This window comes from Streptomyces sp. NBC_00086 (genome assembly GCF_026343255.1).
In the GTDB taxonomy this organism is placed as follows: domain Bacteria; phylum Actinomycetota; class Actinomycetes; order Streptomycetales; family Streptomycetaceae; genus Streptomyces.
On the sequence record NZ_JAPELZ010000001.1, the window covers coordinates 7784675 to 7797413 of the forward strand.

Annotated in this window: 9 protein-coding genes; 4 read left to right on the forward strand and 5 right to left on the reverse strand. The window is 71.8% G+C overall.

The annotated features are described in order from the left end of the window. Positions 1-19: 19 nt before the first annotated feature. Entirely contained in the window at positions 20-760 is a 741-nt protein-coding gene (locus tag OG276_RS35255) for a hypothetical protein (RefSeq protein WP_266911768.1), read from the reverse strand. Between the two features lie 348 nt (positions 761-1108). On the opposite strand from OG276_RS35255, the gene OG276_RS35260 reads away from it, so the two are divergent. After that, the gene (locus OG276_RS35260; RefSeq protein ID WP_266911770.1) at positions 1109-2446 is read left to right on the forward strand and encodes a serine hydrolase; all 1338 of its coding nucleotides are present in this window, start codon (positions 1109-1111) and stop codon (positions 2444-2446) included. A gap of 28 nt (positions 2447-2474) precedes the next feature. Here the strand turns inward: OG276_RS35260 and OG276_RS35265 are convergent, their stop codons facing one another. Both OG276_RS35265 and OG276_RS35270 read right to left on the reverse strand, forming a co-directional pair. Next, on the reverse strand, positions 2475-3806 hold the full coding sequence (locus tag OG276_RS35265; protein ID WP_266911772.1) for a chloride channel protein: 1332 nt from the start codon (positions 3804-3806) through the stop codon (positions 2475-2477). Continuing rightward, complete coding sequence (locus tag OG276_RS35270) at positions 3803-4360, reverse strand: potassium channel family protein (RefSeq protein ID WP_266911774.1); 558 nt, start codon at positions 4358-4360, stop codon at positions 3803-3805. The genes OG276_RS35265 and OG276_RS35270 overlap by 4 nt, the downstream gene beginning before the upstream one ends. Positions 4361-5065: 705 nt before the next feature. Here OG276_RS35270 and OG276_RS35275 point away from each other — a divergent pair. The 3 genes from OG276_RS35275 (at position 5066) to OG276_RS35285 (ending at position 8841) form a co-directional block, all read left to right on the forward strand. Beyond that, positions 5066-5911 (forward strand): YhjD/YihY/BrkB family envelope integrity protein, encoded by an 846-nt coding sequence (locus OG276_RS35275; protein WP_266911776.1) that lies wholly within the window; start codon positions 5066-5068, stop codon positions 5909-5911. 111 nt (positions 5912-6022) lie between these two features. Continuing rightward, positions 6023-7339 (forward strand): hypothetical protein, encoded by a 1317-nt coding sequence (locus OG276_RS35280; protein WP_266911778.1) that lies wholly within the window; start codon positions 6023-6025, stop codon positions 7337-7339. A 161-nt stretch (positions 7340-7500) separates the two neighbouring features. After that, the gene (locus OG276_RS35285; RefSeq protein ID WP_266911780.1) at positions 7501-8841 is read left to right on the forward strand and encodes a DUF2252 domain-containing protein; all 1341 of its coding nucleotides are present in this window, start codon (positions 7501-7503) and stop codon (positions 8839-8841) included. Positions 8842-8889: 48 nt separating this feature from the next. On the opposite strand, the gene OG276_RS35290 is transcribed toward OG276_RS35285, so the two are convergent. Beyond that, on the reverse strand, positions 8890-10512 hold the full coding sequence (locus tag OG276_RS35290; RefSeq protein WP_266911782.1) for an arabinogalactan endo-1,4-beta-galactosidase: 1623 nt from the start codon (positions 10510-10512) through the stop codon (positions 8890-8892). Positions 10513-10576: 64 nt separating this feature from the next. Then, positions 10577-12598 (reverse strand): beta-galactosidase, encoded by a 2022-nt coding sequence (locus OG276_RS35295; RefSeq protein ID WP_266911784.1) that lies wholly within the window; start codon positions 12596-12598, stop codon positions 10577-10579. Positions 12599-12739: the final 141 nt, after the last annotated feature.

Sequence of the window (12739 nt, forward strand, 5' to 3'; positions counted from 1 at the left end):
AGGGGCAGCGACGGCGCGGTCACTGGAGTCGGGACACGTCGACCGAGTCGGCGGGGGCGGGGGGCTCGGCCGGTACGGGCTCGTCGAAGGCGGAGAAGGATGCCTCGACCCGCTTGTCGGGCGCTTCGGTGCCCTGGATCCGCAGGAGGTACGGCTTGTCCTCGGTGGAGACCTGGTACGTGCCCGTCTCGTCGTCGCGGCGGCTCGTGACCGTGATGGCCGGACGGCCGTCGACGTCGGTCCGCGATCCCTTGGCCAGCTGTTCGTGTGCCGGCTTCGAGGAGAACTCCTTCTTGAAGAAGTCCAGATCGCACACTTCGGCGAAGCCCCGCAACAGGGAACTGTCCGTAGTGCCGTGCAGATAGCGGCCGTTGACGAGCGCGATCGCGTCATCGGCCGCGAAGCCCGGTATCTGGGACCGCAGAAGGGCATCGTCGAGCCTCATCCACACGTCGTCGCCGCGTTTGATGATGTCGGCCCTGCCCGAACTGCCGGGAGGCTTGACGCTGCCGACGCAGTTGCCCCGCTCGTCGAACCGGAGGTCCAGATCGGTGGTGCCCGACTTGTCGGTCACCTTGGCCACCATGCGCATGGACGTGACGCCGGACATGGCCTCACGAGACGCGTCCGCGATGGCCTGGGGGCTCTTGTCGGCGATGTCGTTGTCATCGGCCGCGGCAGGTCCCGCGCCCACGAGGATCAACGAGCAGACGGCTCCGGCGGCCGCGCAGCGGGCCGCGGCTGCCCGGGGTACGGACATCCGGCCTCACCTCCCTCTGGCCGCCTCCGGAGGGCATTCGCCAGTGCCGTGGCCTCCGGCGCGGCCGTCACCTGATCAGCGTAGGTCCGCACCGCGGCGGGCGCAGTCCGGGCGGCCGCCGGCACGGGCCGGCCGGACCGCGCCCGCCGCGTCCGACGGGAGGGTGGCCGGCAGGCTCTGACCAGGTCCGGCCCGCGGCCCTTCCCTTGTCGGCCGGCCCTGCGTAGCTTCGCCGCAGCCGGGCGGCACCGCCCGGCAGCATCGACACGGGGGAGAGCGATGAGAGGCATACGCAGAACACGCGCCAAACACACCACACGCGTCACACGCACCACACGGGGCCGCCTCGTGGTGGCCGCCGCGACCGTCCTGGTCGTGGCCATGGGCCTGCCGTCCACGCCGGCCGCCGCACACGACAGCCACGAACCCCTGCTCTCCGCCATGCGCGCGGAGGCGGGGACCGCCGTCGGCGGCGACGGCATCCCCGGGGTGATCGCCCGCACCTACAAGGACGGAGTCTCCTGGACCGGTACGGGAGCCACGGACGCGGGAACGCCCGTACGAAACCCGGACAGTCCCTTCCGGGCCGCCTCGATCACCAAGACCTTCACCGCGACGACCGTGCTCCAGCTCGTCGCCGAGGGCAGGGTCAGCCTCGACGACGACGTCTTCGGCCTGCTGGGACCGGTCTTGAAGACCAACCTCGTCGCGGGCTGCAACCCGAGCACCGGGCAGTGCTTCAACCCGCCGCCCGGCAGCCCGCCCATCACCGTACGCAACCTCCTCCAGCACTCCAGCGGCGTCTTCGACTACCTCGGCGACCTGGGGGTGCTGGCGAGCGCCGGCAGCAGCTTCCCCAACCTGCCCGACTACCCCGCCCAGCAGCTGGTCGACGAAGGGGCCTCCCACGGACCGCAGTTCGCGCCGGGCTCCGGGATGCACTACAGCAACACCAACTACGTCCTGCTCGGCATGGTCATCGAGCGGGTGACCGGACATCCGTGGGCCGACGAGGTCACCCGCCGGGTCATCCAGCCGCTCGGCCTCACCCGCACCGTGCTCCCCGGATCCGCGTCCACCCTGCCGACGCCGCACGACCAGTTCTTCACGAACTACCTGCGACCGCGCGGGTTGTTCGGCCACTTCTCCCGTCCGGCCGCCGACTGGAACCCGTCCATCGGCGGTGCGGCCGGAGCAGTCGTGTCCACCAGCGGTGACCTGATGACCTTCATCCGCGCCCTGCTCACCGGCCGGCTCCTGCCCCCGGAACAGCTCGCGCAGATGATGACCGACCTGAACCCCACCGGAGCCGGAACCCCCGGCTCCCAACTCCCCGGCGTGCCCTGCGACCCGGCCCGCGCCTGGCCCGAGTGCATCGTCAACCCGGCGATCAGCACGGTCAGTTCGGGCGACAAGGCCACTCCCGGCTACTGGTACGCGAGCCGCCCCTGGAAGGCCGTCCAGGCCGACTACGGACTCGGGCTCACCCGCCGCACGATCACCTGCGAGAACGGTTCCACGGTCGTCCTGTACGGGCACAACGGCGGCGGATTCGGCTCGCTGAGCTACCTCTACTCCACGGCGGACGGCTCCCACGCCCTCGTGCTCAACATGAACGGAGACTGGCCGCTCTGGGAGCTGTACAGCCTGAACGGCATGCTGGCGGCCGAATTCTGCACCACCTGACAGGCGCCTGACGCTCTCCCGGCGTCCGCTACGCCACGCCGGGCCCGGGAGGCAGCAGCTCGGTGACGATGAAGGCGACCACGGCCGCCAGGATCACGATGGGCATCATCGCCGAGCTGCCCAGCAGCAGGATCACCAGCACCACGCTGCTCACCGGCAGCCGCAGCGTGGTGGCCGAGGCCGCCGCCATGCCGGCCGCCATCGCGGGTACGACCCCCAGGCCCGGCAGGGGTGCGAGCAGGACGCCCGCCGCCGCTCCGAGGAAGAGCGCGGGGAACACGGGGCCGCCTCGCAGGCTGCCGAGGCAGAGCAGGTAGGCGGCGCCCTTGAACAGCAGGACGGCGAGCAGTGCGCCGACGCCCCAGGCGTGCGGGTCCGCGGCCAGCTGGGCGAGTCCGGCCTGGCCCGACAAGGCGACGTCGCCGGGTGAGCGCCCGGTGATCAGTGCGTAGAGGGCGGCGCAGGCCGCTGCGCCGAAGGCGCACAGGACGGTCCGTACGAGGGGCCGTGCCGCGATGTACCCGGCGATCGCCCGGGCCCCGGCCAGCAGCCGGTGCAGTACGGCGCCGAGGGCCACGGCGATGAGCACCGCCCAGAGCACGTCCGCCACGTCCAGGCGCGGGAACGGCACGGAAAGCTTCAGGGAGAGATTCCCCGTCGTCAGTCCTGTCCATCGTCCGAGACCGGTGAAGACCAGGGCCCCGGCCCCGCTGGACAGCAGAGCCGGGAGCATGACGGCGAACAGCTGTGGCCCGCCCACGCCCGCCACCTCGATCAGCAGCACCGCGGCGATCAGCGGGTTGCCGAAGATCGCGGAGATGGCCGCAGCGGCTCCGGCCGCGCCCAGGAGCACGGTGCTCTGCGGGGTCGCCGGTGCCCGTGCGAGATCGCGGAACATCAGGGCCAGGCCGCCGCCGAGTGCGATCAGCGGGGCCTCCGGCCCCAGAACCGCGCCGAAGGGCAGGCTCGCCACCGCGGCGAGCAGCACTCCGGCCAGGGTGGCCGGCGAGGCGCCTCCCGTGTGCAGTCCGGACGCCGGGACGTGGCCGCCACCTCCGGGCAGGTGCGTGACGACGAGGCCGACCGCGGTTCCGGCGACGAGCAGCAGGGGGAGCGGCCACCACCAGGGCGGGGTGTCCCAGCCCATCGCCTGGGGGAGGTCCGCCCACAGCGCGTGCTCCAGTTCGTGCAGCATGACGAGGAACCAGAAGGCGGCGAGGGACACCGGGATGCCGACGAGGGCGCACAGGGCGAGCGCCTTGAGGTAGCCGGGGCTGCGGAGGATGTCCCGCAGGACGTCCGCCTCCTTGGGCTGCGTCCCGGCGACGGACGGGTCGGGTCGAGGGCGCGGCTGCGTCACGGGTTCTCTTCCCTTCCCCTCGATGACCTTCGCATCCCGATCCTGACGGCGCCGAAGAGGACTTTGGCGATCACTCCCACGACGATCAGGTCGGCGATCATCTGCGCGGTGGTCAGGGCGCGGCCGGCCTGGGTGGTGGGGGCGATGTCCCCGAAGCCCACGGTCGCGAACACCGTCACCGTGAAGTACAGCGCGTCGGTCCGGCTCAGGGGCTCAGAGAACGACTGCGGCACCTCCTTGGCGAGCAGGAAGTACGACGCGGCGAAGAGGAGCAGGAACAGCGGCACTGCGGTGGCCAGTGCCTCGATGGCGCGCAGCCGGGGGTACTCCGCATGGGTGATGGCGGCGACCTGCCAGGCGACCAGACCGCCGAACAGCGCGAGGCCGAGTACCAGGAGCGCGACGGTGAGGACACCGAACCCACGCTCCAGGGGGGCCAAATAGAACAGGGCGGTCAGCAGGACGACCGACGCGGCCGAGCGGAGCAGGCAACCCGCCAGCAGCCTGCGGCGGCGTCGTCGCGGTGGGAGCCCGCCACTCCCGTCGTCGCTCATGACCACTCCTCGCAGCGGACCGGGATCTTCCCGCACATCCCCGGGCGGGCAGGGCTCTGCAGTCATTCCAGCATCCGTCGCGGCGGCCTGCATCTCCTGCATCTCCTGCGTCTCCCGCACCTCTCACCTAGGGCCAGATACGAGCCGCTGTGGGAGAGGTCGGCCTCGACGACGGTGGCCGCTCCGGCACCGACCATGCCCCAGGGCTGCAGGAGCACGGCGAGCCAGGCCGCCGACCATGCGGTGGCCTGGTCCATCCGGGACGCGAGCGAGCCGCCACCGGAGGAACCGGACCGGGAAGGTGCCGGGGCGGCGGGGGCAGCGGCGGCAGCTGGGGCATGAGGGCGGCCGCGGCGCCGGTGCGCGCTGTAGAGGACGAGACCGATGCCGATCGCCAGTTTTGCCGCGTGCGCGGCATCGGAGGGCGGCGACCGGGGCGGGGCGGTTCGCCACCTGTGAGGAGGAGCCCGATGAAGAACAGGTCAAGCAGCATGTCCGCCGCACACCCCGTGCCGGATCGACCGTTCGTCAGGTGTCAGGGAGGCGGCGCTCATACGCTCACCGTCGCTCTCCACGCGGTCGGATGCAAAAGATGTGAGCGGATGGGTGCCACTCCCCGTCATATGCCGGATATGGGCCATTTCGGCATCTCTCGTGGAAGGGTGGTCGCAGCCGTCGCGAACCGTTCCTCGTGAGGAGTCCACCGTGTCTGAACCAGAGGGCAGGCCGCGCCGGCTCACCATGCCCGGTTGGATGCGCAGGCACGCGCCGTTCCTGAGCCGGATCCTCGAACAGCTCGCCGCCGTCAACGTCCTGGACTGTGCGACCAGGCTGGCCGCACAGGCATTTCTCGGTGCGCTGCCCGCGCTCGTCGTCATCGGCTCCCTCGCCCCCGACTGGCTAGGGGAGCAGGTGGCCTCCTCCCTCCGTACGACCCTGGGGCTCCAGGGCGCCGGGGTGGACCAGGTGCGGGAGGTGTACTCCGCCACCGGCGGCACGGTCTCGGTGAGCGGGGTGGGAATGGCGGTGACGCTGCTGTCGGCGACCGCGTGGAGCCGGGCCATGCAGATGACGTGCGAGCGGTCCTGGCACCTGCCCAAGGCCAAGGCCCGGCTCGCCGCCTGGCGGTGGCTGGCCTGGCTCACCGTCTGCCTGGGCGTGGTGCTGTTCCAGGGGGCGTTGCAGGACGCCTTCGGCGCGGGTCTGGTCGGGGGGTTCTTCCTCGCGCTGGCGGGCAACACGCTGCTGTGGTGGTGGACCCAGCACCTGCTGCTCGCGGGCCGGATTCCGTGGTTGCCACTGCTGCCCGGTGCGCTGTTCGTCGCGTCCGGGGTGCAGTTGCTCTCCTGGTGGTCGAGGATCTACCTGCCCCACGCCGTGGAGCGCGGCCTGCGGCAGTTCGGAAACCTCGGTCCGGTCTTCGTCCTGCTGTCCTGGCTGATCGTCTACTTCATCGTCGCCACGGCCGCCATCGCCATCGGGTACGTGGTGGCCCGCGAGCCCCTGCCGACGCGCTGGCTCCGTACGCCCGCGAGCTCCCCGGCGAGGTGACGGAGAACGGCTGCCGATCCTCCTCGGTGGGCGCAACTGAACGCGCGGACCCGCCGTGCTACGTGTCCAATGGCCGGGACCCGGTCTTTTGCCCGTCCCCCAGGGAGCGCCATGGGTGTGCCGCCCGATCCGTCAGATGTGCCGCCCGCACCGGCCGGGAAGGGCGGAGGGGGTGCCCGGCGGATCCTGACGCGTACGCTTTCGGCCGTACTGATCACGCTGACGTGCATCTTCGTACCGGTCTCGCTCCTCACGGTCTGGGTGCACGACATCGTGCTGGACACCGACCGGTACGTGTCCACGGTCACCCCGCTCGCCTCCGACCCGGCGATCGAAGCGGCCGCCGCGCACCGCATCACCGAGGCGGCCGGCGTACGGGTCGACGGGGCCCAGGTCACCTCCGACCTGGCGGCCTGGCTCCAGGCCCAGGGGCTGCCGGCCCGCGTCGGCACGGCGGTCAAGGCGCTGGGCCCGCAGCTGGACTCCGCCGCCGACGCGGCCGTCTCCAAGGTGGCGACCCGGTTCGTGGAGAGCGACCGCTTCGAGAAGCTCTGGACCACCGCCAACCGGGCCGCGCACTCCGCCGTGGTGCGGGCGCTGACCGGTGAGGGCCGTGGCGCGCTGGAGGTCGAGGGCGGCACCGTCACGCTCGACATCGGGGATGCCGTGGAGAAGGTCAAGCAGGACCTCGTGAAGGCGGGGCTCGCCCCGGCCGCGAAGATCCCCGAGGTCGACAAGCAGATGGTGCTCTTCCAGTCCGACGAGCTGGCGAAGATCAGAGGCGCGGTCCGCCTCCTCGACGTCCTCGGCAACTGGCTTCCTGTCCTCACGGTGGTCCTCGGCGCCATCGGGGTGCTGCTCGCACGGCGCCGACGCAGGGCGCTGGTGACCACCATGCTGTGCGCGGCCGCCGCTTGCCTGATCCTCGCCATCGGGCTCGCCGTCGCCCGCCGCTACTACCTCGACCACCTCCCGGAGCAGGTCCAGTCGCCCGCGGCCGCGGCGGCGATCTTCGACACGCTCGTACGGTTCCTGAGGGTCAGCCTGCGCACCGCGATGGTCCTCGGGGTCGTGGTGGCCCTCGGCGCCTACCTGTCCGGTGCCGGCCGGCTGCCCCGCGGTGTGCGCGGTACGGCGGAGCGCGCGGCCGACTCCGCGGCGGGCTGGGGAGCCGCCCACGGAGTGCACACCGGCCGGGTCGGCACGTGGGTGCAGGCCCACCGGCGCCCGCTCACCGTCGGAGTGCTGCTGCTCCTCGCCCTCGTGTTCGCCCTGTGGAACCACCCCACGGTGCTCACGGTCCTGCTCCTGGCCCTCATCCTGCTCGCACTGCTCGCCGTACTGGCCCTGCTGGCGGCCGGCGGTCGGGTGGGCCCGAGGCCGGACGGGCCGGGGGACGGCAGCAGGCCACCCGCACCCTCCCCGTAGGCAGGGCGGTCATCCGCCGGTTCCCGTGGAGCGTGACCGGGTCGTCGGGATCCGCCGGGTGAAGAACATCGCGATGAGTGCGGTGAGTGCGGTGAGTGCGGTGAGTGGGGTGAGTGCGGTGAGTGCGGTGAGTGCGAGGACGGCGAGAAAGGGAGTGGAGCATGACTGGTCCGGCCGAGAGGGCGCGACGTGGGCGCGATGCCCGCAAGCAGGTCGGGCGGGCCTCGCTCGGGCAATGGACCGAGGCGACGGACCGGCCCGATCCCATCGGTGTGCTGGAGCGGCAGGCCGCCGACCGGGTCGCCCGCCTGCTGCCGATCCGCTACGGGCGGATGGCGGCCTCCCCGTTCGCGTTCCTGCGCGGCGCGGCCGCCGTGATGGCCGCAGACCTGGCCGCCCAGCCGAACACCGGCTTGAACGTCCAGCTCTGCGGCGACGCGCACCTCCTGAACTTCGGCCTCTTCGCCTCGCCGGAGCGGGCGCTGCTGTTCGACCTCAACGATTTCGACGAGACCCTGCCCGGCCCCTTCGAATGGGACGTCAAGCGGCTCGCCGCCAGCACGGCCGTGGCCGCCCGAGACAAGGGCCACGGCGACGACCGCGCGTGGCGGACGGCCCTCGCCGCCGCGCAGGCGTACCGCCTGGCCATGCGGCGGCTGGCCGAGCAGGGTGAACTGGCCGTCTGGTACGAGCGGTCCGACACGGCGCAGGTGCTCCCGCTGATCCGCGAGGCCAAGCTGCGAAGCCGGGTCGAGGCGAGCTTCGCGCGCGCCCGTCGGCGCACCAGCCTGCAGGCCCTCGCCAAACTGACCGAGATCCGGGACGGCCGCCGCCGCATCATCCACGACCCGCCACTGCTCGAACCCCTCGAAGAAGCCGGGATGCGGGCCGTCGGCAAGGTTTTCAGCGAGTACCGCAGCACGCTCCCCGAGCAGCGACGCCTGCTCCTCGACCGCTATCAGGTGGTCGACGCGGCACGGAAGGCCGTCGGCGTCGGGAGCGTCGGCACCCGCTGCTTCATCGTCCTGCTGAACGGCCGCGACGAGCAGGACCCGCTGTTCCTGCAGATCAAGGAGGCCGGACGCTCTGTCCTGGAAGACCATCTTCCCGCCGACAGCCATGGCCACCACGGCCACCGCGTGGTCGCGGGGCAGCGACTCCTGCAGTCCGCCTCGGACATCTTCCTCGGCTGGATGAGCGGACCGGCCGGGCGCCACTTCTACGGCCGGCAGCTGCGCGACATGAAGGGGTCGGCCGCCGTGGAGACCATGACCCCCGGCATGCTCCGCCGGTACGCCGGGCTGTGCGGCACGGCCCTGGCCCGCGCCCACGCGCGCTCCGGAGACCGCATCGCCATCGCCGGCTACCTCGGCAAGGCCGACACCTTCGACCGCGCTGTCGCCTCCTTCGCACTCCAGTACGCCGACCGCACCGTCCGCGACCACGCCGCGCTCACCGCCGCCATCGCGGACGGCGCCGTCACCGCCACCCGCGGCATCTGAGCGGGGGCGCGGCCGCGGACCGGTGATCGTCCGCCGCTCGGGAGCCGATCAGCGGTGGGAGAACCAGTTCGCCGCCGGCAGCAGCTTGCTGTCGTAGTCGAACAGGGCCTGGTTCTCCCAGCCGTTGCCGGATCCGGGATCGGCCGGGTCCCATCCGTTGCCGGCGACGGCGGTCCAGGCCGGCTCCCAGTAGACGACACCGAGGCCGCGGGCGTTCGGTACCGCCTCGACGATGTTCATCACGTCCCGGAGCCAGGCGGACTGCCCGGTCGTGCTCGCCGGGTAGCCGGTGACGAGCTCGGCCGTGGTGTCGATGATGTTCTCGTGGGAGTCCTCGCTGTCGAGCCGGAAGGGGTAGGCGGTCTCGACGACCAGCACCTTCTTGCCGTAACGGGAAGAGATGTCATCCAGGTTGGCCTGCAGCGAGGACAGCGCGCCGTGCCAGTACCCGTAGAAGGACAAGGCGATCACGTCATAACTCACGCCCTGCGCGGCGGCGTTGTCGAACCACCAGCGGTACAGGGAGTTGTCGCCGCCGTGCGCGAGGTGCAGCGCCACCTGGGTGGAGGAGGAAACCGCCTTGGCGGCCGAGGCGCCCGACTTCAGCAGCCCCGCGAGCTGCTGCCAGTTGTCCGTCGACCCCTCGGGCCAGAGCATGCTGGTGTTGGTCTCGTTGCCGATCTGCACCAGGTCGGCGGTGGTGCCCTGCGCCTTCAGGGCGTTCAGCACGTCGTACGTGTGCTGGTAGACGTCCGTCGTGAGCTGGGCGTACGAGTGCCCGGACCAGGCGGCCGGCTTGGTCTGGGCGCCGGGGTCGGCCCAGATGTCGGAGTAGTGGAAGTCGACGAGGAGCTTCATGCCCTGGGCCTTGATCCGCCTGGCCGCCGCCAGGACGTGGGCCTTGTCGTTGTAGCCGTCGGCCGGGTTCACCCACACCTTGAGCCGGCCGTAGTTGGCGCCGGCGGACTTCAGGATCGTCAGGGCGTCGCCGGCGGTGCCTCCGCTCGTCCGGTAGACACCGCCCAGGTCCTCGCTCTTCTCCAGCGAGGAGACGTCGACCCCCTTGACCGCGAGCCCGGTCGAACCGGCGGTGAACGCCAGGTCGTCGACGTTGAGCCAATTGCCCGCATTGGCATTGGAGTTGATGCTGACCGTGCACCCTCCGCCACCGGTCACCTTCACCGAGGTCACGAGGCGTATCCAGGCACCGCCGGAGGTCGGCGGCAGGTCGGTGCGTTGCTCGGCGGAGCCGCAGTCGCGCAGGGCGAGATAGGCGGAGCTCTGGCCGCCACTGGAGCGGACCCAGGCAGTCAGCGTGTAGCTGCCCGCGCCGAGGCCGGACAGGGACTGGCGGGTCTCCACCTTGTACGCGGAGGAGGACCAGTGGGTGAGCCGGTATCCGCCGCTGCGGCCGCCGGACTCGGTGAACGAGGCGGCGCTCTGGCCGGTCGTCGAGGACGCGGTCCAGCCGGCCGGCGTGGCGGTGCCCGTGCCGTCGGCCTCGAAGCCGGTGTTGGCCAGAGTGGTCGCCGCCCGCGCGGTCTGGGCGGGCAGCGGGGTCAGGAGCAGGGTGGCGAGCGCGGTGACGGCGGCGGCCCGCAGCCAGGTCCCTCTCGGTGCGTACCGCTCTCTCAGCAGGTTCCGCGGGGGCGTGCTTCGTACGGTGTGCATCGTCGATGTCCCTTCGACGGCGGCTGCCGCGGGGCGGGAGCCCCGCGGGGATTCGTGGGTGCGGTCAGGCGTCCAGTCGCACGACGCGGACCGCACCGGCCGGGACGGTGAGCTTCCCGCTCACCGGCCCGGCACCGAGGAGCTCGGTGCCGGAGCTCTCCAGCGGCACCTCGGCCTCCTGGTCGGAGTGGTTGAGGGCGAAGAGGTACCGGCCGCCTTCCCCGCTGCGGCGCACGACCTCCACGTCACGGGGGAGCGCGTCGTGCGCGCCGATCCCGGCGTCCTCGCAGGCGGCGGCGGTGATCGTGCCCAGCGAGGCCGCGTCAAGCCGGGTGGAGACGTACCAGGCGGTGCCCCGGCCCAGCCGGTGCCGGGTGACCGCGGGCCCGCCGCAGGCCGGTCCGTCGGCGTACGTCCATACGGTCTCGGCCCCGCGGGGCACGACGAACTCGGTCCACACGTCGGCGCTGAGCGAGGCGCCGCCCGGCCCGTCGATCCGTACGGCCTCGCCGTCGAGCAGCGGCGACCATTCCTCGACGGTCAGACCGAGCACGTCGCGCAGGGCGCCGGGGTAGGGCCCGGGGTGCACGGCGTCGTGCTCGTCGACGATTCCGGAGAAGTAGGAGACGACGAGGGTGCCGCCGTTCTCGACGTACGCGCGCAGGTTCCGTCCGGCGGCCTCGGTGGCGAGGTAGAGCGCGGGAACGACCACCAGCGGGTAGGCGGACAGGTCGGCCTCCGGGTGGGCGAAGTCGACCGTCAGGTGCCGGTCGTACAGCGACTCGTAGAAGGCGTCGGCGCGCTCGCTCGCCTCGTGGGCCCCGCTCGGGCGCCATTCCAGGCTCTGCGCCCACCAGGAGTGCCAGTCCCACAGCACCGCGACGTCCGCAACCGTCCGGGTGTCGCGGACTTCGGCGAGCTTGCCGAGGTCGGTGCCGAGGCGGACCACCTCGCGCCAGATCCGGGTGTCGGTGCCTCCGTGCGGGAGCATCGCGGAGTGGAACTTCTCGGCGCCGCGCCGGGATTGGCGCCACTGGAAGAACATGGCGCCCTCGGAGCCGCGGGCGACGTGGGCGAGTGAGTTGCGGGCCATCTCGCCGGGGCGCTTGGCGGGGTTGCGGGGCTGCCAGTTGACGCCGCTGGTGGAGTGTTCGAGGAGCAGCCAGGGGGCGCCGCCCGCGACGGATCGGGTGAGGTCGGCGGCCATGGCGAGGTTGACGTGGGTGCGCCGGCCGTCGGTGATCAGGTAGTGGTCGTTGGTGACGAGGTCGACCTCGCGGCCCCAGGCCCAGTAGTCGATCGAGTCGCACTGGCTGAGCGCGGTCATGAAGTTGGTGGTGACGGGGATGCCCGGCGCGAGCCGGTGCAGGATGTCCCGTTCGGCCACGAAGTTCTCGCGCAGGGTGGCGTCGGTGAAGCGGCGGTAGTCGAGCTGCTGCGCCGGGTTGCCGACGGTGGGTGTGGCGCGCGGCGGGTCGATCTGCTCGTACGCGGTGTAGCGCTGGCCCCAGAACGCGGTGCCCCAGGCTTCGTTGACCGCGTCGAGGGATCCGTGCGCGGTGCGGAGCCAGTGGCGGAAGTGGGCGGCGCAGCCGCGGCAGTAGCAGGCGCTGACGGGGACGCCGTACTCGTTGTGCACGTGCCAGAGCGCGAGCGCGGGGTGGTCGCCGTAGCGGCGGGCGAGCTCGGTGGTGATGCGGGCGGCGGCCTCGCGGTAGGCGGGGGAGCTGTGGCAGATCGCCCCGCGCGAGCCGAAGGAGTACCGCACGCCCTCGCGGCTGACCGGCAGCGCCTCGGGGTGGGCGCGGTAGAACCAGGCGGGCGGCGCCACGGTGGGTGTGGCCAGGTCGACCCGGATGCCGTGCTCGTGCAGCAGGTCGAGGAGCCGGTCGAGCCAGCCGAAGTCGTACCGGCCGGGGGCGGGTTCCAGCAGGGCCCAGGAGAAGATCCCGACGCTCACCAGGGTGACGCCGGCCTCGCGCATCAGCCGGACGTCCTCCTGCCACACGCTCTCCGGCCACTGTTCGGGGTTGTAGTCCCCGCCGAACGCGAGCCGGTGCAGGCCCTTCGAAGTGGTCTGCGGCATGGGTGTCTCCTGGGTGTCGGGGCTTGAAAGTCTCACAGAACTGGGAACGTTCACACAATGGCTCGCTCCATGTCAACGCAAGATAACCGTAGGGGAACAACCATTGACAAGTGTCCGGAGTGTTTCCCTACTGTGAACGCT

Bases quoted from the DNA above. Each gene is read 5' to 3' on its own strand.
- OG276_RS35255 (WP_266911768.1), bottom strand. From the start codon at position 760: ATGTCCGTACCCCGGGCAGCCGCGGCCCGCTGCGCGGCCGCCGGAGCC.
- OG276_RS35270 (WP_266911774.1), bottom strand. From the start codon at position 4,360: ATGAGCGACGACGGGAGTGGCGGGCTCCCACCGCGACGACGCCGCCGC.
- OG276_RS35280 (WP_266911778.1), top strand. From the start codon at position 6,023: ATGGGTGTGCCGCCCGATCCGTCAGATGTGCCGCCCGCACCGGCCGGG.
- OG276_RS35285 (WP_266911780.1), top strand. From the start codon at position 7,501: ATGACTGGTCCGGCCGAGAGGGCGCGACGTGGGCGCGATGCCCGCAAG.
- OG276_RS35290 (WP_266911782.1), bottom strand. From the start codon at position 10,512: ATGCACACCGTACGAAGCACGCCCCCGCGGAACCTGCTGAGAGAGCGG.
- OG276_RS35295 (WP_266911784.1), bottom strand. From the start codon at position 12,598: ATGCCGCAGACCACTTCGAAGGGCCTGCACCGGCTCGCGTTCGGCGGG.